Origin of the sequence: Cronbergia sp. UHCC 0137, assembly GCF_034932285.1 — a bacterium.
Lineage (GTDB): Bacteria > Cyanobacteriota > Cyanobacteriia > Cyanobacteriales > Nostocaceae > Cronbergia.
This window is the reverse complement of record NZ_JAYGHC010000026.1, coordinates 15,544-38,379: the sequence shown is the minus strand read 5'-3', so window position 1 is coordinate 38,379 and position 22,836 is coordinate 15,544. Positions and strand designations below refer to the sequence as shown.

General features: G+C 40.4%; 17 protein-coding genes. 14 read left to right on the top strand and 3 right to left on the bottom strand.

Annotated elements, in window-relative coordinates:
• Positions 1 to 150: 150 nt before the first annotated feature.
• The 4 genes from VB711_RS14965 to VB711_RS14950 all read left to right on the top strand — a co-directional run bounded on the left by VB711_RS14965 (position 151) and on the right by VB711_RS14950 (position 5,007).
• The gene (locus VB711_RS14965) at positions 151 to 1,344 is read left to right on the top strand and encodes an ABC exporter membrane fusion protein (protein WP_323286911.1); all 1,194 of its coding nucleotides are present in this window, start codon (positions 151 to 153) and stop codon (positions 1,342 to 1,344) included.
• A 71-nt stretch (positions 1,345 to 1,415) separates the two neighbouring features.
• A complete protein-coding gene (gene devC, locus VB711_RS14960) occupies positions 1,416 to 2,591 on the top strand; it encodes an ABC transporter permease DevC (RefSeq protein WP_323286910.1) in 1,176 nt (391 codons plus the stop codon).
• Between the two features lie 287 nt (positions 2,592 to 2,878).
• On the top strand, positions 2,879 to 3,601 hold the full coding sequence (locus tag VB711_RS14955) for a DevA family ABC transporter ATP-binding protein (protein WP_323286909.1): 723 nt from the start codon (positions 2,879 to 2,881) through the stop codon (positions 3,599 to 3,601).
• Positions 3,602 to 4,041: 440 nt separating this feature from the next.
• Positions 4,042 to 5,007 carry an AEC family transporter gene (locus tag VB711_RS14950; protein WP_323286908.1) on the top strand — a complete coding sequence of 322 codons (966 nt, stop codon included), beginning with the start codon at positions 4,042 to 4,044 and terminating at the stop codon, positions 5,005 to 5,007.
• Between the two features lie 69 nt (positions 5,008 to 5,076).
• Here the strand turns inward: VB711_RS14950 and crtR are convergent, their stop codons facing one another.
• Positions 5,077 to 5,958, bottom strand: coding sequence for a beta-carotene hydroxylase (gene crtR / locus VB711_RS14945; RefSeq protein WP_323286907.1), 882 nt, complete (start codon positions 5,956 to 5,958; stop codon positions 5,077 to 5,079).
• A gap of 440 nt (positions 5,959 to 6,398) precedes the next feature.
• On the opposite strand from crtR, the gene pyk reads away from it, so the two are divergent.
• Positions 6,399 to 8,168: a pyruvate kinase gene (gene pyk, locus VB711_RS14940; protein ID WP_323286906.1), complete on the top strand. Its 1,770-nt coding sequence runs from the start codon at positions 6,399 to 6,401 to the stop codon at positions 8,166 to 8,168.
• 187 nt (positions 8,169 to 8,355) lie between these two features.
• On the opposite strand, the gene VB711_RS14935 is transcribed toward pyk, so the two are convergent.
• Both VB711_RS14935 and VB711_RS14930 read right to left on the bottom strand, forming a co-directional pair.
• Entirely contained in the window at positions 8,356 to 8,787 is a 432-nt protein-coding gene (locus tag VB711_RS14935) for a DUF29 domain-containing protein (protein ID WP_323286905.1), read from the bottom strand.
• Between the two features lie 442 nt (positions 8,788 to 9,229).
• Positions 9,230 to 10,258 carry an AI-2E family transporter gene (locus VB711_RS14930; RefSeq protein WP_323286904.1) on the bottom strand — a complete coding sequence of 343 codons (1,029 nt, stop codon included), beginning with the start codon at positions 10,256 to 10,258 and terminating at the stop codon, positions 9,230 to 9,232.
• A 284-nt stretch (positions 10,259 to 10,542) separates the two neighbouring features.
• Here VB711_RS14930 and kdpA point away from each other — a divergent pair, with 284 nt between their 5' ends.
• From kdpA to VB711_RS14885, 9 genes are all read left to right on the top strand, one after another.
• The gene (gene kdpA / locus VB711_RS14925) at positions 10,543 to 12,228 is read left to right on the top strand and encodes a potassium-transporting ATPase subunit KdpA (protein ID WP_323286903.1); all 1,686 of its coding nucleotides are present in this window, start codon (positions 10,543 to 10,545) and stop codon (positions 12,226 to 12,228) included.
• A gap of 383 nt (positions 12,229 to 12,611) precedes the next feature.
• The gene (gene kdpB / locus VB711_RS14920; RefSeq protein ID WP_323286956.1) at positions 12,612 to 14,705 is read left to right on the top strand and encodes a potassium-transporting ATPase subunit KdpB; all 2,094 of its coding nucleotides are present in this window, start codon (positions 12,612 to 12,614) and stop codon (positions 14,703 to 14,705) included.
• Between the two features lie 17 nt (positions 14,706 to 14,722).
• Positions 14,723 to 16,984: a SpoIIE family protein phosphatase gene (locus tag VB711_RS14915; RefSeq protein WP_323286902.1), complete on the top strand. Its 2,262-nt coding sequence runs from the start codon at positions 14,723 to 14,725 to the stop codon at positions 16,982 to 16,984.
• A gap of 103 nt (positions 16,985 to 17,087) precedes the next feature.
• Entirely contained in the window at positions 17,088 to 17,465 is a 378-nt protein-coding gene (locus VB711_RS14910; protein ID WP_323286901.1) for an STAS domain-containing protein, read from the top strand.
• A 27-nt stretch (positions 17,466 to 17,492) separates the two neighbouring features.
• The gene (kdpC, locus tag VB711_RS14905) at positions 17,493 to 18,092 is read left to right on the top strand and encodes a K(+)-transporting ATPase subunit C (RefSeq protein WP_323286955.1); all 600 of its coding nucleotides are present in this window, start codon (positions 17,493 to 17,495) and stop codon (positions 18,090 to 18,092) included.
• A 333-nt stretch (positions 18,093 to 18,425) separates the two neighbouring features.
• A complete protein-coding gene (locus tag VB711_RS14900) occupies positions 18,426 to 19,574 on the top strand; it encodes an anhydro-N-acetylmuramic acid kinase (RefSeq protein ID WP_323286900.1) in 1,149 nt (382 codons plus the stop codon).
• Positions 19,575 to 19,601: 27 nt separating this feature from the next.
• Positions 19,602 to 20,042: a hypothetical protein gene (locus tag VB711_RS14895; protein ID WP_323286899.1), complete on the top strand. Its 441-nt coding sequence runs from the start codon at positions 19,602 to 19,604 to the stop codon at positions 20,040 to 20,042.
• 20 nt (positions 20,043 to 20,062) lie between these two features.
• Complete coding sequence (locus VB711_RS14890; RefSeq protein ID WP_323286898.1) at positions 20,063 to 21,706, top strand: serine/threonine-protein kinase; 1,644 nt, start codon at positions 20,063 to 20,065, stop codon at positions 21,704 to 21,706.
• A 68-nt stretch (positions 21,707 to 21,774) separates the two neighbouring features.
• Positions 21,775 to 22,449 carry a rhomboid family intramembrane serine protease gene (locus VB711_RS14885; RefSeq protein ID WP_323286897.1) on the top strand — a complete coding sequence of 225 codons (675 nt, stop codon included), beginning with the start codon at positions 21,775 to 21,777 and terminating at the stop codon, positions 22,447 to 22,449.
• Positions 22,450 to 22,836: the final 387 nt, after the last annotated feature.

Sequence of the window (22,836 nt, the reverse complement as noted above, 5' to 3'; positions counted from 1 at the left end):
ATACGTTACAGTCCAACGGCGATAAACCTGCGAAAGTATTTTGTGCCAGGGGATTTGTAAATAGGAATTTATAGCCGAATTTACTCATAAGTTTAGGAAATTAGCATTTTTCAATAAATAAATTTTGAATCGATCAAAAGGTATGCTATTGTGCAAAACCCCAAGCTACAAGATTCATTGTCTTCTCATGCCTTTTTTTGGTTGCCGATCGCTATATCTATAATTGCCTCATTCACTGTCGGCAGCGTTAGTGTTATTACTGTATTGCGTTTGAGAGAAGCAGCGCACCAGGCATTAAATCCAGTGGTGATCATGCCAGACTTAAAGACAGTTACGGCTTTGGGACGGATTGAACCACAGGGAGAAGTGATTAAACTATCGGCATCTGGTTCTGGTGAAGGGAGTCGGGTAGAAAAGTTGTTGGTACAGGAGGGAGATTGGGTGAAAGCTGGACAGGTAATTGCGATTTTAGACAATCGCGATCGCTTGCAAGCTGCATTACAAGAAACTCAAGAAGAGGTGAAAGTAGCCCAAGCTAACCTATCTCGTATCCAAGCCGGTGCTAAACGTGGGGAAATCATCGCTCAAAAGTCTACTATTGCCCGTCTAGCAGCAGAACGTCAAGGTGATATTGAGGGTCAAAAGGCTACTGTTGCTAAGTTAGAAGCAGAAGTGTTAAATGCTCAAGTTGAAGACGAACGTTATCAGGTATTATTTGCACAGGGGGCAATTTCTGCTTCCCAACGGGATAGTAAACGCTTAACTTTAGAAACTGCTAAAAAAAGTCTCCAAGTTGCCCAAGCCCAGTTAAATCGTATCCGATTAAGTAGCCAGCAAGAACTCCACGAAGCTAGTGCTACCCTGGATCAAATTTCTGAAGTTCGTCCTGTAGATGTGACAGCAGCTAAGGCAGAAGTTAGCCGTGCTGAAGCAGCGATGAAAAAAGCCGTAGTTAATCTTCAACAAGCTTACGTTACATCCCCTCAAAATGGCCAAGTCTTTGAAATTCATACCCGTCCAGGGGAATTGATCTCTGGTGATGGTATTGCTGATATTGGACAAACTAGCCAGATGTACGCTGTGGCTGAAGTCTACGAAAGTGATATTAGCAAGGTTAAATTAGGGCAAAAGGTAAGTATATCCGGTGATGTGCTGCCGGTGGAATTGCAAGGAAAGGTAGAAAGAATTGGTTTACAGGTGCGTCGGCAAAATGTTGTTAATACTGACCCGATTAGTAATATTGATAATCGGGTGGTTAAGGTTCATATTCGGCTTGATTCGGCATCTAGTCGAAAGGCGGCTAGTTTTACTAATATGCAGGTGAAAGTAGTGATTCAGGTTTAATTTTTTCTCGCAGAGGCGCAGAGGCGCGGAGGAGGATACTTGTGGGTTTAAATACTTGATCTGGAGATAATATGATTGCCATTTTTGAAAAATTGCAACGGCGAACTTCTTTGGGATGGTTGCAATTAAGTCATGAAAGAAGTCGTTTGTTGGTGGCTTTGTCGGGTATTGCTTTTGCCGATGTTCTGATTTTTATGCAGTTGGGTTTTCAGACAGCTTTATATGATAGTAATACGAGATTGCATCGGAGTTTATTGGCGGATATTGTTTTAATTAGTCCTCAAGCTCGTAATTTACAAAATACACCAACTTTTTCTCGGCGACGACTTTACCAAGCGATGGATATACCGGGGGTAAAATCGGCGGAGGCGATGTATGTTAACAATATTATCTGGAAAAATCCTCAAACTCGTCGTCAAACATCGGTACAAGTGATTGGGTTTAATCCTAATAAACCTGCTTTTGATTTGCCGGAAGTTAATCAACAATTACAGATCATTAAATTGCCAGATACGGTTTTGTTTGATCGTGGTGCGCGGGGAGATTATCAAAGAGCGATCGCTCAAATTGATCAAGGTAAAGTAGTCACGACGGAAGTTGAACAACGCACTATTACTATTGGTGGATTATATAAAGTTGGTGCTTCTTTTGCTTCGGATGGTAGTTTGATGACTAGCGACCAGAATTTTTTGCGCCTATTTCCTAGAAGACCATCTAGTAATATTAGTTTAGGTTTGGTTACTGTTAAACCGGGTCATGATCCTCAAGAGGTAGCAAAATTATTAAATGCACATTTGAATAATGATGTCAAGGTGTTAACTCGTCAGGAATTTATCGAATTTGAAAATAAATTTTGGAGAGCTAATTCACCTATTGGGTTTATTTTTAGTTTGGGTGTTTCGATGGGATTAATAGTAGGTGTAATTATTGTTTATCAGGTTCTTTCGACTGATGTAAATACCCATATTCGGGAATATGCCACTTTTAAAGCCATTGGATATCGTCATTATTATTTATTAAGTGTGGTATTTGAAGAAGCATTAATTTTAGCAATTTTAGGCTTTATTCCTGGTATGGCAGTATCTTTAGGACTTTATCAATTAACCCGAAAAGCCACAAATTTACCTGTGTATATGACCTTAATTAGGGCATTGCAGGTTTTAATTTTAACGATCATTATGTGTGCCATTTCGGGAGCGATCGCCACTCGCAAACTCCAAGCCGCCGATCCTGCGGATATGTTTTAAAAGGGCAGGGGAGGCAGGGGGCAGGGGGGCAGGGGGCAGGGGGGCGGGAGGCAGGGGAGGCAGGGGAAGCAGGGGAAGCAGGGGAGGAATAATTAATTTATCACCAATTATACTAAAAACGGTTGAGACATGGACTTTTACAAAATGACGAAAAACCCAGATTTGTAGGGGTTTAGCATTGCTAAACCCTTACCCACAGAATCAAGTGATTAAGCCGTGTTTAGTATACCAATTACCAATCACCAATTACCAATTACCAATCACCAATCACCAATTACCAACTTAATATGCTTCCAATTATTAGCATTAAAAATCTCAATCACTACTTTGGAAATGGACAACTGCGTAGACAAGTTTTATTTAATATCAACTTAGAAATTAACATTGGTGAAATTATTATCATGACTGGTCCCTCTGGTTCTGGTAAAACAACCTTGTTAACCTTAGTTGGTGGGTTGCGTTCTGCTCAAAGTGGCACTTTGCAAGTTTTGGGAAAAGAACTTTGTGGGACTAATGCAGAACAATTAGTACAGACTCGAAGACATAATGGATATATTTTTCAAGCCCATAATTTACATAGAAGTTTAACAGCACTGCAAAACGTGAAAATGGGTTTGGAACTGCATCAACATATAAATTTACCAGAAATCCACAACCGTTCAACCCAGATATTAGAACAAGTAGGGTTAGGACATCGCCTATATTACTATCCTGACAAACTTTCTGGTGGACAAAAACAACGAGTTGCGATCGCTCGTGCTTTAGTCAGTCATCCCCAAATCCTCCTGGCCGATGAACCCACCGCAGCTTTAGATAGTCAATCAGGTCGAGAAGTAGTCAATTTAATGCAAAAACTCGCTCAAGAAAAAGGTTGCACTATCTTGATGGTTACTCACGATCACCGCATTCTCGATATCGCAGATCGCATCGTTCACATGGAAGATGGTAAACTCATTACCGAAGAAAGCAAAATCAGCAATAGGCTACAGGGTATAGTCCACAAGCATTGAAAAAAGATTTTTCCATGACGAGGAACGATTCTTCCATGATGAGGAACGATTTTCCTATGACGAGGAACGATTTTTCCATGATGAGGAACGATTTTTCCATGATGGGGAACGATTCTTCCATGATGAGGAACGATTCTTCCATGATGAGGAACGATTCTTCCATGATGAGGAACGATTCTTCCATGATGGGGAATGATTTTTCCGTAACGGGGAATGATTTTTCCGTAACGGGGAATTATTTTTCCATGATGGGGAACGTGTTCTAACTACCAGAAAAGGATAAATTAAGTAATGAGACAGAAGTAATGAGACAGAAGTAATGAGACAGAATTAATGAGACAGAATTAATTACACAACTGGTTTTTCTGTTCCCTGTTCCCTGTTCCCTGTTCCCTGTTCCCTGTTAATCTTGGAAATCCTGATTCTGACAGTTTCTCACTATGATTGAAAACCTATTCCATGCCTACACCCCTCTGTTCATCTGGATAGGTTTAGGACTGTTATTATCTCGATTTACCCCAGATAATTTTCTGAAATTGTTAGGTCAAAGCCTGTACTGGGTTGGAGTTCCACTACAACTGCTAGTTTTAGCCCGTCACACAGACTTATCTGATGGTGGACTCATTCCAGCAATATCCGTAGGAGTTTTGTTATTGAGTTTGGTCTTAGCCTTGTTAACTTGGTGGGGTTGGCAATGGTATATAAATGTAAAAATAGAACCCAAAAAAGAACCGTTAGAAAGCCCAGACTTGTTAATGCGGGCAACTTTGGGTAGTTTTATATTAGCTGCAATATTAGGGAATACGGGTTTTGTTGGTTTAACACTCACCAAAGTGCTAACTAGCCCAGACAATACTAACTGGGCTGTATTATTTAGCGTTACCAACAACGTCGTTGGTACTTATGGAATTGCCGTTTTAATAGCCAGCTATTTTGGTAAAAGAGAAACTAAAAACCAGTGGTGGAGACAGATATGGGATTTAATCACCGTTCCCAGCTTGTGGACATTTTTTATTGGCTTAAATACTCAGTTTATAGAATTACCAGCAATAGTTGAATCTGGTTTAGAACAAGCCGTTTGGGTAGTCATTGCCTGTGCTTTGTTGTTGGTTGGCCTGCGATTAGGAATGATGAAAGAATGGCAGAATTTAGCGATCGCCTCCATTGCCAGTACAGTTAAAGTGTTTATTGTTCCCCTGTTTGTGGGATTAACCGCAACCTATTTAGGTATCACAGGTGAACAGCGTCTGATCATGGTATTAATGTCAGGTACACCCACAGGGCTTTCTGTACTGATTTTGGCAGAAGTCTATGACCTTGATCGCAATTTATTAGCCAGCACTATTGCCCTAACCTTTATCGGATTGTTCTTAGCACTCCCCCTGTGGCTAATTTGGTTTAGTTAAAGGAAATAGATCGTGTCTCCTCCACGAAACAGCCTATGGTGTACACATAAACAAAAGTATGAATAACACTCAGTGATGAAATCGGATTCCCAGGAAAATATCGTACAAGAACTCCAAAAAGTCCTTTTTCTGCAATAAACCCGAAGTTTGAGGACTACCTTTAGCATCTAGCAAAGGCTTCATCATGTAGTAGGCTGGTTGGTAATTATACCAAGGAATCGAAGGCCATAAATGATGAATTAGGTGGTAATTTTGCCCCAGAATCAGGATATTTAGGACTTTACCAGGATAAACGCGGGCATTTTTCCAGCGATCGCGCTCTACAAACGGACGATGGGGTAAATAATCAAAAAATAACCCCAATGCTATCCCCACCAAAAACGCCGGAATAAACCAAAAATTCAGCAAATACCCCAAAAAATGATATTGAACTGAAACATAAAATATAGCAACAACAATTAAGCGGCTAATAAACCATTCTAAGAGTTCATATTTCCGCCACAATTTGCGTTGAAAGAAAAATACCTCATGGTATAAAAATCTCACGGCAATCAGCCACAAAGGACCACCTGTAGAGACATAATGATCGGGGTCATCTTCAGGATGGTTAACATTACCATGATGCTGTAAATGTACCCGTGTAAATACAGGAAAAGCAAAAGCCAAAATTAAAGCACTACCATGTCCGAGCATGGCATTAATCACACGGTTGCGATGGGCAGATTGGTGACAAGCATCGTGAATCACCGTCCCCGAACAATGCAAAGCCAGAGTATTAATGCTAAAGCAAAGCCAATGAGGCCATTCCCAAAGCCAATAACCAAAGTTAGACAATACCAACATTGTTACAACCACCACAAATAGCAGTAGTGTAGGATTAAAATCACCGGGAGGTGCTAAAAGCTCCTTAGTTGGTATGGTCAGTGGCTTTTGTGCCTCCGACGTAAGCATCGTTAACTCCTTCTTTATCAAATATTACAAATATACGACAAATATTAGTGAATAGTAAAGTTATGTAATGTTCTGGATGACAAGATATAGCAGTTAGCAGATGTGTTAAGAGATAAAACCCAGACACCAAACTGAACTTTACGCTTACCAGGCAATCTTGTAAAGTTTGGTAAGGGTTTTCTGCCCTGTGAAAAACAAAAAATTCTCCCAACGGGAGGATGTAGATAAGATTGGTGTACGATTCCCATTTATCCCCCAGCCGCCTTTCTGACTGCTTACATCTATTCTAAACCTGTTGTAAAAGCCAAAAACAGAGAAAAATTGCGCCCACTCTGGACAAAAGGTATATTTACCCTTGGTTTATTGATATAGCAGAGACGGAAAAGTAGATACCACTTAAATTAAGATTACTTCCCAGATAGACCTCAAATTCAGCCCCTATGCAATTAAGAGATTCTCTACGCCGAACCAAAATAGTTGCTACCATTGGCCCTGCCACTAGCAGCCCAGAAATGTTGAAGGCCATAATTGAAGCGGGTGCAACGACGCTGAGGCTCAACTTTTCCCATGGAACTCATGCCGACCATCAACGTAGTATTCGCCTAATTCGGCAAACTGCCTTTGAACTCAATCAACCAGTGGGGATTTTACAAGACTTGCAAGGGCCAAAAATTCGCCTGGGTAAGTTTGAAAATGGTTCAATTATTTTAGCAAAGGGCGATCGCTTCACCTTAACGAATCGTCCAGTACCAGGAACCCAGGAAATTAGCTGCGTCACCTACGATCACCTAGCCGAAGAAGTCCCCGTAGGGGCAAAAATTCTCCTCGACGACGGACGAGTGGAAATGGTAGTAGAGGATATCAACCGCGAAAAAGGTGACTTACACTGCCGTATCACCGTAGCTGGTAAACTCTCTAACAATAAAGGTGTGAACTTTCCCGGAGTTTACCTCTCAATCAAAGCCATGACCGACAAAGACCGCGAGGATTTGATGTTTGGTCTAGACCAAGGTGTAGACTGGGTAGCACTTTCCTTTGTCCGTAACCCCCAAGACATCATAGAAATAAAAGAACTAATTTCCAGCACAGGTAAAAATGTCCCTGTGATTGCCAAAATAGAAAAGCATGAAGCCATTGAACAAATGGAAGAAGTTCTCACCTTGTGTGATGGCGTAATGGTTGCCAGAGGCGATTTAGGCGTAGAACTGCCAGCAGAAGATGTACCCATCCTCCAAAAGCGACTCATTGCCACAGCCAACCGCTTAGGAATACCCATCATCACTGCTACCCAAATGTTAGACAGCATGGTGAGTAACCCCCGTCCTACCCGTGCAGAAGTGTCTGACGTAGCCAATGCCATTTTAGATGGTACAGATGCCGTCATGCTCTCTAACGAAACTGCTGTGGGCAGCTATGCAGTAGAAGCCGTGGCCACAATGGCGCGTATTGCTGAACGGATAGAACAAGAAGAAAGCTTAAACCCCAACTCCCGTTTGATGCGCGATAAGCGGCGTTCTATTCCCAATGCCATTAGTCAAGCCGTTGGTCAAATTGCCCACAATCTTGGTGCAGCAGCAATTATGACCCTCACCCAAACAGGGGCTACCGCTCGCAACGTGTCTAAATTCCGTCCCCAAACGCCAATTTTAGCCGTCACACCCCACGTCAACGTAGCCCGACAGTTACAAATGGTATGGGGCGTAAAACCCTTGTTAGTGTTAGAATTGCCATCTACAGGTCAGACATTCCAAGCGGCAATCAATGTTGCTCAGGAAAAAAATCTCTTAACTGAAGGGGATTTAGTCGTCATGACCGCAGGTACTCTACAGGGAGTTTCTGGATCAACAGATTTAATTAAGGTTGAGGTAGTGACAGCAGTGCTAGGTCAGGGAATCGGACTAGGACAAGGTTCGGTAAGTGGCCGGGCGCGGGTAGTTCATAGTGGCATAGATGCGAGTAACTTTAACCCTGGAGATATTTTAGTTGCACCCAGCACAGGTGTTGATTTTGTCGAAGCAATTCGCAAAGCCGGGGGAATTATTACTGAGGAAGAAAGCCTCACCAGTCATGCCGCAGTCATTGGTTTACGTCTCGGTGTTCCGGTGATTGTTGGTGTCAAGGAAGCAACTAAAGTGATTAAAGATGGGGCGATTCTGACTTTGGATATCCAGCGAGGATTGGTCTATTCAGGGTCTGTAAGAACTTCATAGAAAGGATGTAGGGTGAAGGATGAAGTGTATTTTCATCCTTTAGCCTTAATTTTAAGTGATAGTTCAAGTATATTCTTCTCTTCTTCTAATTCTTCCTCCTGACTCCTGACTCCTGACTCCTAGCCTTAACCAAAAGATTTTTCAGCAAACCCTACTTATAAAGAAAATAATGTAGATAGAACATTTTCTATTCTGGCAACCAATCTTCATCTAAAACCAACTCTAAAGAATAAAGACATTCTTCTGGAAATACCTTAATTATCAATCCTGTTTGTTTGGCCGCTTGATAACGTGCTTTTTGATAACTTTCTTGTAGTTGTTCTTGAGGATATTTTTTCAAACTAGGACTATCTTTAATAGTTAATTCAATTTGAGTACGAGCATCGGTGATAGAATCTAGCCAACTATCTGAGCGTCGTTGAGGTTGATATTGCCATTTTAGCAAATGTAGTAATAGGCGAATTAATTGACTAGAAATTGCTCGCTTTTCACTTTTGCCTAAGTCGGAAATCTCCTCTATTAAATGTTCTTTATCAATCTCTTGCCAGCGATTTTCTAGCAACAGTTGGGATGTTGTTTCTATCCACAAATTGAAGTCGGTCTGATAAGTTGCGCTCATTTTATGTTTATTGTGATATTTTTCTATTTTAATCGATCTAACTCCAAAGTTTTGCCTGATTTATCTTTTGCTAATGCTGCTGCAAGTTCAGCAAGAACATCTTGAGATTGGGCAAATGCTTTATCCCAAATAACTTCTTCTTGTAGCTGCTCTTTTACACTTAAAAGTTCTGCTATAGGACTCCTAAATGATTTCTAAATAAATCTAAGTATTGTAGGTAGGGCTATGCCTTACAAAACCCGCAGATTCTCGGCAATGTCCAACCTAAGTGTATGTTCAAAACTCAAATAGGATTCCTATAGCAACTTACGTTATTTAGTGCGGTGCGTCAGATAGAGAAAATGTGTTAGATGCTCAACTATCGGGTCTGACGTGGTTGGTGAGCTTGCCGAACCACACCCTACCAGAGATAAAATTCATAACCCTTATTTAATAGATTCTGTCAATGCAATTCTTCAACCCCCCATAAACTAATTAAAACTCCAGCAATAGGAATTGATAGAAAAACACCCACCAATCCGGCTAATCTTGCTCCTACTAATAAGGCAAAAAACATAAAAACTGGGTTCATATTAATTGAGCCTTGCATAATTCGCGGCATGAGTAAATTTTCTTCGATTTGCTGGAGGATAATACAAATAATTAATACTTTAATACTCAGCCAAATACCTTGAGGTAAAAGAATTAAGCACACAAGACTGATCCCAATTGTTGCACCAATACCAGGAATTAAATCAAATACACCTGCTAAAGCAGCCAAAACTAAAGAATAGGGAACTTTTAAGATTATAAATACTATAAAGGCCGAACCAGCAAAAAATATTGATAATAATAAACGTCCCCAGAAAAAGCCTAGAAAGTTTTGTTGAATTGCGTTAGTGATTTGATTACGGGAGGAACTGGGGAAAATTTTTAACATAAAGTTCCAAATTCTCTTACCATCTAATAACATAAAGAAAGCCACAACCACGATCAAAATCACATCTATTAAGTTTGTTAATAAACCTTGAATGCTGATTAACCCATTTGTAATTAATCCTAATAAGCGATTTCGTAATTGTGCTTCAATGGCTTGAAAATCAACTTGTAGATTTAACTTAGTGAGAATATTTTGTAATCTATCTAATATAAGGACAATGGAATCTATGAATTGGGGAGTTTGTACAAGCAGTTCTTGGGTCTGGGATAAAATAGCAAAACCTAGAGTAGCTATCAATCCTAGTAAAATAAGTAGGCTGAGTAAAAAAACTACAATCACTGCAATACTAGATGGTAAAAATCTTTTAGCCCACTGCACTGGATAGTTTAGTAAAAAGGCTATAATTGCCGCAAAGATAAAAATGATGATTACCGTTTGAAAATAAGTGAATATCTGGAATATTCCCCAAGCAAGAGCTAATATCAAGATATAGCGAATCAGTTTTGTATTATTTAACTTACCCCATAAATGTTTGAGATTTGGATCATTCATAATTTAAAAACATTAATTCAATATTTTTATTACTTTTACCCAAAATGTAAAATATAGAATATAATTCAATACAGTTCAGTTAGAATCAAAAACCTTAAATTGCTGAGGTTAGAGAGCCGGGGTTGAAGTGAATGGCGTTTGACCTAACGACAACATTTTCAGGACTTTGTTGAGTTAGTGAAGGAGTAGAGAGTTTCAACGGAATGTCTCTACAGGCTTTTTCGGCTCACAAATTTATTTGTGGGGTCACTCTAAAAATCTAAAATCTAAAATTATTTGGGTATATGGAACAAGGTCTTTTACAAATTGGGTTAACGTTGTTTATTGTCATTGTTATTACTCCCATTTTCGGAAGATACATAGCCGATGTTTTTTTGGGAGAGAAAACAATACTTGATGTAGTGATGAACCCGATAGAGCGAATTATTTATATTCTAGCAGGGGTTCGCAAAAAAGAAGATATGACTGGTTGGCAGTATATCCGGGCGGTATTATACACTAATGTAATTATGGGAGCTTCTGTGTATGGGCTGATTTATTTTCAGAAAATTCTGCCTTGGAATCCTAACGGCTTTGGTAGATTGAGATGGGATTTATTGCTGCATACCACTATTGCCTTTGTGACGAATACAGATCAACAGCACTACATTGGGGAAACCACATTAAGCTATTTTAGTCAGACAGCAGCTTTAGGCTTTTTAATGTTTAGTTCAGCCGCTACGGGTTTAGTAGTGGGAATTGCCTTTATTAGGGGATTAACTGGGAGAAGATTGGGAAATTATTATGTTGATTTCACCCGTGCGATTACAAGGATATTGCTACCTCTTGCCATTGTTGGGGCGATCGCTCTCATTATATCTGGTGTACCCCAAACATTAGGAGAAACCTTAGTAGTCCAAACCCTAGAAGGGGGAACTCAATATATTGCTAGGGGTCCTGTTGCTTCCTTTGAAAGCATTAAAATGTTAGGAGAAAACGGTGGCGGCTTTTTTGGGGCTAATTCTGCCCATCCCTTTGAAAATCCGAATGGTGCGTCTAATTTACTAGAAATTATCGCCATGCTTGCCATTCCCACATCTTTAATTTACACCTATGGCGTATTTCTCAACAACCTCAAACAAACGTGGTTATTATTTTGGATGGTATTCGTTATCTTTGTTGTCATGATTTGGGTAACAGCCTTTGGAGAATTACAAGGAAATCCTCTAGTTAATAACTTATTCAATGCAGAACTACCCAATTTAGAAGGGAAAGAAGTAAGATTTGGTTGGGCGCAAACAGCATTATGGGCAGTGACCACAACAGCTACCATGTCCGGTGCTGTGAACGGAATGCACGATTCCTTAATGCCCCAAGGTACATTTTCTACCTTATCTAATATGTTTTTGCAAATTATTTGGGGAGGACAGGGAACAGGAACAGCTTACTTATTCATTTATCTAATTTTAACAGTTTTTGTAACTGGGTTAATGGTAGGACGTACCCCGGAACTTTTTGGCAGGAAAATTGAAAAACGGGAAATTATTTTAGCCAGTGCAGTGCTGCTAGTTCATCCCATTGCCATTTTAATTCCTGCTGGCGTAGCTCTAGCATATCCCATATCTTTATCAGGAATTAGTAACCCTGGCTTTCATGGTATTTCCCAAGTAGTTTATGAATACGCATCAGCCGCAGCCAACAATGGATCAGGATTAGAGGGATTAAAAGATAGTAGCCAGTGGTGGAACTTGAGTACAAGTTGCAGTATTTTAATAGGGCGTTATATTCCGATAATTGCCATTATATTATTAGCTGATAGTATGTCAAAAAAACAAACAGTACCACAAACCCGTGGAACGCTCAGAACCGATACCGTACTATTTACCATTATTACTGCTGGCGTAACCCTAATTTTAGGAATTTTAACCTTCTTCCCCGTTTTAGCATTAGGACCCATAGCCGAAGGTTTAAAACTAGCTACGGGAAGTTAGAAAAAATCAGGACTTTTTGAAGCAGCAAAATCTCCCCTCCCCTCTTGAGCTACGGTGTACACACAAGTGATCTGATTACCCAAAACAAGCCCTGGCGATTAGAAATCACGGCTACACAAACAAAGTCCACCTGCGTGGACTGAAGAAAAACTACTTATTTTTAACCCACGGAGGTGGGTTTTGCCTGTGTAGTTGCGGTTTCTAACCGCCGATTTAATCTTGATAAGACTTGTGTGTACACGGTAGCTTGAGGGGAGGGGATTAAGGGGTGGGGTAAAACGGCTGTGGGACAACGATTAGAGCCTAAGTTGACACCAATGAGCGACGCTAAACCCCTACTGTAGAATCAAACTATTAAGCTAGTCAACTGTAACCCGTCACCTATAAATCAAGTGGTAACTACCCCAAGAAATAGATTTACCCGTCAACGTCCCCAAAGACGCAAAAAATCCCGAATTAAAGCCCAGGGACTATATACCAGAGCCATTCGAGATGCTTTTGTGAAGCTAAATCCCAGAGATGCAATTAAAAATCCCGTGATGTTTTTAGTGTGGCTAGGGACAATTGCTACCCTTGCTGTCACTATTTACCCGCCATTGTTTGGGACAGTTAACCAAAAGAACCCCCAACTATTTAACGGATTATTAACAGTAGTTTTATTTTTTACCGTATGGTTTGCTAACTTTGCGGAAGCGATCGCTCAAGGTAGAGGTAAAGCCCAAGCCGATGCCTTGCGATCGACCAAATCAGAAACCATTGCCAAACAAATCGGCCTCGATGGAACAATCACAGAAATCCCCTCTACCAGCCTCCAACAAGGGGATACAGTCCACGTAGTAGCCGGAGACATGATCCCCGCCGATGGGGAAGTGATTATGGGTGTGGCTTCCGTCGATGAATCAGCAATCACCGGAGAATCAGCACCAGTCCTGAAAGAATCAGGTTCAGATATTGCCAGTTCCGTCACAGGTGGTACCAGGATCATCTCCGACGAATTAATTATCCGCATCACCGCCGATCCGGGTAAAGGCTTTATAGATCGGATGATTGCCCTAGTAGAAGGGGCAGAACGCAGTAAAACACCCAATGAAGTCGCCTTAACAATATTATTAACAGTTCTCAGCGTCGTGTTTATACTCGTCACTGCCACCTTGCCGTCCTTCGCCTATTACGTCAACAGCCCAGTTAGCGTTCCCATCCTCATCGCCCTATTAGTAGCCCTGATCCCCACTACCATCGGCGGTTTATTGAGTGCGATCGGTATCGCCGGCATGGATCGAGTCGCCCAATTTAACGTTATTGCCACCTCTGGAAGGGCAGTAGAAGCCTGTGGAGATATCAATACTCTAGTTTTAGATAAAACAGGAACCATCACCCTGGGCAACCGTTTAGCCGAACAATTCATCCCCATCAATGGCCATTCCATGGCAGAAATCGCCAATGTCGCCCTAGCAGCCAGCATTTTTGACGATACTCCAGAGGGTAAATCTATTATTCGATTAGCCGAGAGATATGGCGCAAAGTTTGATTTAGACCTCAAATTAGTTAACAGTGTGGATTTTTCCGCCAGAACCCGCATGAGTGGGACTAGCTTACCCGGTGGACGGGAGGTGCGAAAAGGTGCAGTTGAAGCCATTAAAGGATTTATCCGTTCTCGCAATGGACGAGAAACCCCAGAACTAGATGCCGCTTATGAACAAGTTTCACGCCAAGGAGGTACACCCCTAGCCGTTTGTTTAGATAGAGAAGTTTATGGTGTCATTTATCTCAAAGATATTGTGAAACCCGGTATCCGTGAACGTTTTGACCAAATTCGCCGGATGGGAGTACGCACTGTCATGTTAACTGGTGATAATCGGATTACTGCCTCTGTAATTGCTAGAGAAGCTGGTGTTGATGACTTTATTGCTGAGGCGACACCAGAAGATAAAATCACCGTTATTCAAGAAGAACAGGCAGAAGGTAAACTGGTAGCCATGACTGGGGATGGAACAAATGATGCTCCGGCTTTAGCCCAGGCTGATGTCGGTGTAGCGATGAATACGGGAACTCAAGCGGCCAAAGAAGCAGCGAACATGGTGGATTTGGACTCTGACCCGACAAAACTCATTGATATTATCACCATCGGTAAACAATTATTGATTACTCGCGGGGCATTGACCACATTTTCCATTGCCAATGATATTGCTAAATATTTTGCCATTATCCCAGTGATTTTTACGGCAGCTAATTTAGAAAGTCTGAATATCATGAAATTAACCAGTGTTAATTCGGCGGTACTTGCCGCATTAATTTACAATGCTTTAATTATTCCGGCTTTAATTCCTGTAGCTTTAAAGGGTGTGCAGTTTCGACCTTTATCAGCTAATCAACTTTTGCAACGCAATATCTTTATTTATGGTTTAGGTGGTGTGGTTGCCCCATTTATGGCGATTAAATTTATTGATATGGTGATTACATTTGTGGGTTTGGCTTAAATATTAGGAGTTAATTAATGTTTGGGTTTAAAAGCATTACTCATCGACTAATATTTGGTTGCGCTGTCGCTGCTGTGGTCATTTATTCCCTGTCATATTTGCAAATGCGTGCTTTGGTGCAGAAAACCTTAATGGTTTGGATCAAACATCTATCTCAGTCTCATATTGACAGAACAGCAAAAGAAATTGAAGAAATTGTGCGATCGCTCTCCACAAATACCCAAATACTCACCCAAAAAATCCCAGATTCTAATCAATATCTTGAATCTATCCCCCCCTTAGTTCAAAATTTGCTCGAGCAACAATCGCAAATCAAATCTGTAGCTGTGGCTTGGCTACCAAATTCAACGAACACACCCCTGGGATTTAGCTACAATCGCCAGCAAAAACAGACTAATCTGAGTGCGATCGCTCTTAATTCCGTACTCACTCATTGTCCCATCAACAACACAACTACTCAGCCATTTTGGAGTCAAACCCATTCAATCATTTACTGCGTGCCTTTTCGTCGTCGAGAAACCCTTGGCGTTGTAGCTGTTGAACTATCCTCAGATTGGTTAATTCCTTTAATCAGACAAAAGCCTAACTTGAAAGATGGGATTAATCAAACAGACATAGGAGATCCCTTCTTGATTTCTCTCTCGACAAGGGAGTGGATTGTTAGTCCCGTCAAACCCGATCAAGTAATGTCATTTTTATCCAGTCAGGCTTTAGACTCCAATCAACCTACCCAAGACGTACTCATCTCCACCACCTTACCCTCCCTACCCTGGAAAATGGGTATCCTCTTCTCTAACTCCGAACTACAGACATTACAAAACAAATATTTTGTGTTGATCACCATATCAATGACTAAAGATATGCTTTTGATGTTTTTAGTGATTGTCTTGGTGTCTCGTCACACTACCCGTCCCCTCCGGGCTTTAATTAGCAGTACGGAAGATATGGCCGCAGGCAACTTAGATACAACATTATCCCCTGTAACTATACGTGACGAAGTTGGCAGATTAGCGATCGCCTTTCGGTTATTACGTGATTCCCTCAAAGCCCACATCGAAAAACTACAACACACCACAGCCGCTAAACAAAAACTGGAAAGTGAATTAGCGATCGCTAGTCAAATCCAGCGTACCATGCTGCCAAAAATTAACGTTTCCCATCTACCCAATCAACGTTATCAAATTTCTGCTTTACTCCAACCAGCCCGCATGGTCGGTGGCGATTTATATGACTTTTTTTCCCTAGATAGCGATCGCCTATGTATAATTATTGGTGATGTTGCCGACAAAGGTGTACCCGCAGCCCTACTCATGGCACAAACTATTACCTTAATTCGCACCATCGCCAAACCCACTACCATCAACCCAACGGAGATATTAGACTCCGTTAACCTTGCCCTGTGTCGTGATAATGAAGAGTGCTTATTCGTTACTTTATTTTGCGGAATCATCAATCTCAACAACGGCACAATACTCTACGCTAGTGGTGGACACGATGCCCCATTATTAATCCGAAATGGACAAGTCCAACTCCTAGAATCGGAAACTGGACCCCCTCTGGGACTATATGATGATGCAGTATTTCCCCAAGCCAAACATTTACTTACTAATAACGATATAATTGTTTTATATACAGATGGTATTACTGAAGCCATGAATCCCCAGGGAGAGTTATTTTCAGAAGCATATCTGATCCACACAATTACCAACCATCCTCCCACCAATCCAGCCAGAGCCATCCGTACCATACAACACTTTCATCAACAATTTATCGCCGATGCCCCCCAATCAGATGATATGACCATTCTTAGCCTTCAGTATTTGCCCTCAAATCCATTTTCTCAAGAAATCAAAGTAGTGGAGCAGATAATCACAATTAACAGTGAATTAACAGAATTAGAACAGGTTAAACAACGTATAAGCGAGATATTAGAGTCCGAATCTCTGTTATTAGAATTAATTGAAGATGCACAGTTAATCGTCGAAGAAGTTTTAGTGAATATTATTCAACATGGCTACGAAAATCGCCATGACCAAGCTATTGATCTACGAGTTAAAATTAGTGATAAAACCTTATCTATGAGCTTTGAAGATGGTGGTAAGCCCTTCAACCCCCTACTGGAAATCAACTTACTAAATAGGGAGGTAGAAACGGATGAAATCAGCGTTGGTGGACTGGGTTTATACCTAGTACAAAAACTTTCGGATCATATTGAATACGAATATAGCAACGGAAAAAATTTATTAACGGTCTATCGGAACATTACCAAAACATTTTAAATTTAAATTAAGATTAAAATTAAAATTAAATGGTAATTGTAATGTTTACCCAGATCAAACCAGACTTCTATCACAATTAAGATTTTAAATCCAGATCAAAATTATGTCCTTACAAATTCAGTCCCAAACATCCAAAATTGATACTGTACATCTAATTTTAGATGGAAAACTCGACGCTATTACCGCCCCTGAATTAGAAAAATTTATCAATGATCAGATGAACAACGAGATCAAAACCCTGATTTTGGATCTTGGTAATCTAAGTTTTATTTCCAGTGCTGGTCTGCGAATTTTTGCCAAAGCCCGAAAAATGATCAAATCAAGGTCAGGAATGGTATATTTCACCAATCTTAGTCCCCAAGTTAAAAAAGTGTTTGATATTGTCAAAGCTGTACCGCTTTCTGAAGTTTTTCAAAATGTCGGGGAGATTGATGCCTACCTGGAAAAAATGCAGAATAAAGTCTCTCAAGAAAATCAATAATCCCAGATACAAAAAAAGTTAACTATGATGACTTTTATTCGAGAAATTATCCGAGCCGTTGGTATAACTTTGGTGATTTGGTTATTAACAGCAATTGTTTATCCCTTAGCAATACTCAGAGTCGGTCAAATTGCTTTTCCTTATACAGCAAATGGTAGTATTGTCTTGAATATTAATGCTGAACCGATTGGTTCGGCTGCAATTGGTCAAATATTTACTTCAGATAAATACTTTCATAGTCGTCCTAGTGTGGTCAGATATAGTCAAGGTAAAAAAGCTCAACCAACAGGTATATCTGGTGCTAGTAATCTTGCACCTAGTAACCCAGACTTAATTAATAGAATTACGGAAAAAGCAAGTGAATTTGAAGATGAAAATATCCAACCAACAGCCGATTTAATTTATACTTCTGGCTCAGGATTAGATCCCCATATTTCTTTGAAAGCAGCACGTCAACAGTTACCCAGAGTAGCCAGGACACGCAATCTTGAAGAAAGTGAAATCATTCCTTTAATTAATAAATATGCTGATACCAGATTTTTATGGATATTTGGTGAGCCTGGAGTCAATGTTTTACGTTTAAATTATGCCCTTGATTTGCAAGATATTAACCGAAATAATTCGTAATCATTGAAAAATATCTTAAAGTAGGGTGGGAAATGCCCACCAAAACCCAGTACAAAGTATATTTCAAGTAATCAAAAAAGAATCTATATCAATTACAAATGATATACTAAGAACGGTTGGGATATGAACTTTTACAAAATTACGAAAAACCCAAATTTGTAGGGGTTTAGCATGCTAAACCCTTACCCACAGAATCAAATGATTAAGCCGTGTTTAGTATATCTGAAAAATTTTAATTGGTGTAGGTTGTGTAATATTCACCAAAATCTGCTTGTGGTGGGCATTGCCCACCCTACTTATATTTTAAAAATCAAATAGGAGTTTTATTTTTTAATGCAAACTACTCGCGTGATTGGGTTAATGAGTGGGACATCTGTTGATGGGATAGATGCCGTTTTGGTAGAGATATCCGGTACAGATGTGGATTTAGAAGTTCAATTACTAAGGGGAGAAACCTATCCCTATCCGGCCGAATTACAAGAGCGGATTTTGGCGATTTGTGCAGGTGTTCCCATTGCCATGGCAGAATTAGCAGCAATAGACGATGCGATCGCTCTTTGTTTTGCCCAAGCAGCCCAAAATATTCAAATCGATCACCCACCCGCAACCCTCCTTGGCTCTCACGGTCAAACAGTGTATCATCGACCACCAGGAAATCAATTAGGGTACACCATGCAACTCGGTCGGGGGGCTTTAATTGCCCAAATCACAAACATCACCACCATCAGTAACTTTCGTGTAGCGGATATTAACCTTGGTGGTCATGGCGCGCCCCTCGTCCCCAGGGTTGATGCCTATTTACTCAGTCATCCCACAGAAGTACGTTGTATTCAAAATATAGGTGGTATTGGAAACGTCGCCTATCTTCCCCCCCGTCAAGGTAACTGGCTAGATCAGATACGTGGTTGGGATACAGGACCCGGTAATAGTTTAATAGATTTAGCCGTCCAGCATTTGACCAACGGCGCTCAAAATTACGATGAAAACGGCAATTGGGCAGCCAGTGGAACCCCTTATCATGCCTTAGTAGAAAAATGGCTGACACAGGAATACTTTCATTTACCCCCACCTAAATCCACAGGACGGGAGTTATTTGGGGTCAACTACTTACATGATTGTTTAAAAGATGCCCAAACATACCAACTTAGTCCCGCCGACCTACTAGCAACAATCACAGAACTGACAGCCGCCTCCATTGTTCAAAGTTACCATAGCTTTTTACCCCAAATGCCAGATAAAATATTATTATGTGGTGGTGGTAGTCGCAATCTTTACCTAAAAAATAGGTTAGAATTGCTATTGGCTTCAGTGCCAGTTTTAACGACAGATCAAGTCGGCTTGAGTGCGACCTTTAAAGAAGCGATCGCTTTCGCCGTGTTAGCTTATTGGCGACAGAGAGACATTCCTGGCAACTTACCTGTTGTCACAGGAGCAGATCTAGCAGTGCCTTTGGGAGAAATTCACCAGAACATTGCTAGGTGAGAGTTATAAAAACAAGGAATGTAGAAGGTGGCGCACACTTTTTTATTAGAACCAGGACGCTGGCTGATGCAAGGAAGTTGGCTAGAACGTAATTCTATGCCAGTTACCTTTAAGGGCATGACTTTGGTAGTCTGGAATCAAGATAACTGGTTCTCAATGGCCACAAAGTTAATATTTCTAGATAGCGATCGCTCAGAAATCTCCTTTCAATATAAAGGACGGATGGACGACGGCGATCGTCAATACACTTTTTTACTCCAGCATAATCTTTTAGGACAAGTTGAAGGCGAAGGCTGGATTTGTCCAGATACCATTGTCCAGCGTTATTGGGTATTGAGCGATCGCCAACGTCGTAGCGGTTTTGAAACCCTACACAAAATATCCGAAACTCATTACTACCTCACAAGCGGCATCCTAGCAGGTCATTTTTTAACCAGCACAATGGAAGCCAGTCTAGAACGACATTGACCATTCAAGTCTAATTTTCTATGTCAGACCCCAACCTTCGTCGCTTACTTAGTAACCGCTACGAAATTCAGGATTTAATTGGTACAGGAGCAATGGGACGAGTATATCGTGCTAAAGATATTGTGTTGGGAGGTGTACCCGTTGCTATTAAATTCCTCAGTTTATCCATCGAAAACGAAAAAATGCGCTTGCAAGAGCGTTTTGAGCGTGAAGCTAAAACCTGTGCCTTGCTAGGGCAAAAAAGTATTCACATTGTCCGTGTAATGGATTATGGAGTAGATGAAAATAAAACTCCCTACTACGTTATGGAATATCTACAAGGACAAGGGTTGAATACCATTATTCGCAGACAACATATTCCTTTAACCAGATTCCTCAGCATGACCCGACAAATTTGTTTGGGGTTAAAATGCGCTCACGATGGCATCGCAGTAGATGGCAAAACCTACCCAATTATCCATCGTGATATTAAACCGAGCAATATGCTGGTGATTCAAGACTCTAGTTTTGGTGAACTGGTCAAAGTCCTCGACTTTGGTATTGCTAAATTACTCATGACCAATAGTGATAATACTAAATTTTATTTAGGTACTCTAGCTTATTCCTCTCCTGAACAAATCGAAGGTAAAGAACTAGATAGTCGTTCTGATATTTATAGTTTGGGTGTGATGATGTTTGAGATGCTGACAGGCAAAATGCCACTTTTAGCATCAACTCAATCCTTTGGAGCTTGGTATAAACTCCATAAATCTCAACAGCCACGCTCTTTAATGGAGGTTAACCCTACACTAGAAATACCACAGGAGATTCATCAATTGGTGATGCGTTGTCTAGCAAAAAAACCTAGCGATCGCCCTCAAAATATTGGTGAAATCATTGAAATATTAAAGTCTGTAGAATCACCACAAGACCAGACACCCCCCATTAATCTCGATCTGACTTTACCAAATCCAACCCCCAAAACTCAGACAAAACCCGAAGAAATTAGCTACAGCAATCTATCAACAATCTTGATCCCAGAGGAAAAGCCAAACCCTAAACCATTAGTATCACAGAATAACAACAATTTAGCTGAAAAAAAAGTAACCCCTGATTTATTACCACCAACCATCAAGACCACTCAACTCACCTCTTGGCCAGCTAATAAACCAATTGCTAATATTGTTTTTCCCCAAGCCATTAATTACAACGATCAAATTTTAGCCGCTTTATGGGTGATGTTACCTCAAGCAGAAATTGAAAAGCGTCTGATCTGTACTCGTTATAATCAGTTTTTGTTCATTTCCACTCCCCACCCCATGCTCCTATGGATTACAGTCATCTACAACCGTCAACATGGAGCAAAATGGTTGCCTTATTACCTGGATCTCAAAACTAATTTTGGACAACAGATTATCCGCTTACTCCAACAAACAGATCATTACCAATTATTTTTCTTTGCCAGAGAAAACCCCAGTCATTGTAGCCATATCCTATCCGCTAGTATTGCCTCTACCCAAAATCAAAGATTCCAAGAGTGGCTCTTAACTAGCAACTTGATTCCTTCTTCAGGGAATGCCTCAATGAGTAAAAGCCTACTCAAAAAGGAATACGAAAAGATTAAACCGCAAATTCTCGAAAAACTAGAGACAACGGAGATAGATATTTCCTCCAACTTTTTTTAAACTTTGTACGGCTAAAAATCCAGCTAATCAAGCTATATTGCAAGTAATGGATAATTAGGAAAAAAATTGTGTTCCCTCTCTATGACAATAATCCAACACGAATTAAACCATATTTTACTTATGGTTTAATAGGTATGAATATTTTAGTATTTCTGCACGAAATCAGTCTAGCAAATACACAACAGCTAGATTCATTTTTACAATTGTATGCTGTAATACCCAATGAGTTAACCAACAACTTTGCCGGAGAATGGACAACGTTATTTACATCACAATTTCTACATGGTGGTTGGTGGCATCTGATATCAAATATGATTTATCTTTGGGTTTTTGGTAACAATATTGAAGACCGTTTAGGACATTTAAAATATCTGATTTTCTACTTAATTTGTGGTGCTTTTGCAGGGTTATGTCAATGGTTTATCAGCATCAATTCTAGTATTCCTTCCTTGGGAGCAAGTGGAGCAATTTCTGGAGTATTAGGTGCTTATTTGTTATGGTTTCCCCAAGCAAGAATTACAACCTTAGTTTTTCTAGGGTTTTTCATCACTACAATCAATATTCCTGCATTATTCATGATTGGATTATTTTTTATTCAAAATCTCATATCTGGTTTTGCTAGTCTTCAAGCAAGCGCCAACATGAGCGTAGAAACAGGAGGAGTTGCTTACTGGGCGCACATTGGTGGCTTCGTGAGCGGCATGATACTTAGTCCAATTTTTGACTCATTTAGACGGGAATAAATTTGGGTAATGGGTGATTGGTGATTGGTAATGGGTGATTGGTGATTGGTAATGGGTGATTGGTGATTGGTGATTGGTGATTGGTGATTTTCCTGTGGAGATGAACAATTCTCCTATGGAGATGAACAATAATTTCTGCCTCCCCTGCCTCCTCTGACAGGTGTAGGTATTTTACAAAAGCATCTGAAATGGGGTTTTTCCGTTGATTGAAAACTCCTCTTTCCCCTCTGAGTTCCCACTCAAGAACGAAATTTGGTCTTTTCAGACAGTTTAAAATTGCGTTTGAGAGTGTCAACTCACACCTAAATTAAAAACCTACACCTGTCAGAGGGGAGGCAGGGGAAGCAGGGGAAGTAGGGGAGGAATAATTAATTTATCACCAATCAC

What these genes read in the sequence shown, in the direction of transcription:
- pyk (WP_323286906.1), top strand. Translation starts at nt 6,399, where the DNA reads ATGCAATTAAGAGATTCTCTACGCCGAACCAAAATAGTTGCTACCATT.
- VB711_RS14935 (WP_323286905.1), bottom strand. Translation starts at nt 8,787, where the DNA reads ATGAGCGCAACTTATCAGACCGACTTCAATTTGTGGATAGAAACAACA.
- kdpA (WP_323286903.1), top strand. Translation starts at nt 10,543, where the DNA reads ATGGAACAAGGTCTTTTACAAATTGGGTTAACGTTGTTTATTGTCATT.
- VB711_RS14930 (WP_323286904.1), bottom strand. Translation starts at nt 10,258, where the DNA reads ATGAATGATCCAAATCTCAAACATTTATGGGGTAAGTTAAATAATACA.
- crtR (WP_323286907.1), bottom strand. Translation starts at nt 5,958, where the DNA reads ATGCTTACGTCGGAGGCACAAAAGCCACTGACCATACCAACTAAGGAG.
- VB711_RS14950 (WP_323286908.1), top strand. Translation starts at nt 4,042, where the DNA reads ATGATTGAAAACCTATTCCATGCCTACACCCCTCTGTTCATCTGGATA.
- VB711_RS14890 (WP_323286898.1), top strand. Translation starts at nt 20,063, where the DNA reads ATGTCAGACCCCAACCTTCGTCGCTTACTTAGTAACCGCTACGAAATT.
- VB711_RS14900 (WP_323286900.1), top strand. Translation starts at nt 18,426, where the DNA reads ATGCAAACTACTCGCGTGATTGGGTTAATGAGTGGGACATCTGTTGAT.
- devC (WP_323286910.1), top strand. Translation starts at nt 1,416, where the DNA reads ATGATTGCCATTTTTGAAAAATTGCAACGGCGAACTTCTTTGGGATGG.
- VB711_RS14910 (WP_323286901.1), top strand. Translation starts at nt 17,088, where the DNA reads ATGTCCTTACAAATTCAGTCCCAAACATCCAAAATTGATACTGTACAT.
- kdpC (WP_323286955.1), top strand. Translation starts at nt 17,493, where the DNA reads ATGACTTTTATTCGAGAAATTATCCGAGCCGTTGGTATAACTTTGGTG.
- VB711_RS14955 (WP_323286909.1), top strand. Translation starts at nt 2,879, where the DNA reads ATGCTTCCAATTATTAGCATTAAAAATCTCAATCACTACTTTGGAAAT.
- VB711_RS14915 (WP_323286902.1), top strand. Translation starts at nt 14,723, where the DNA reads ATGTTTGGGTTTAAAAGCATTACTCATCGACTAATATTTGGTTGCGCT.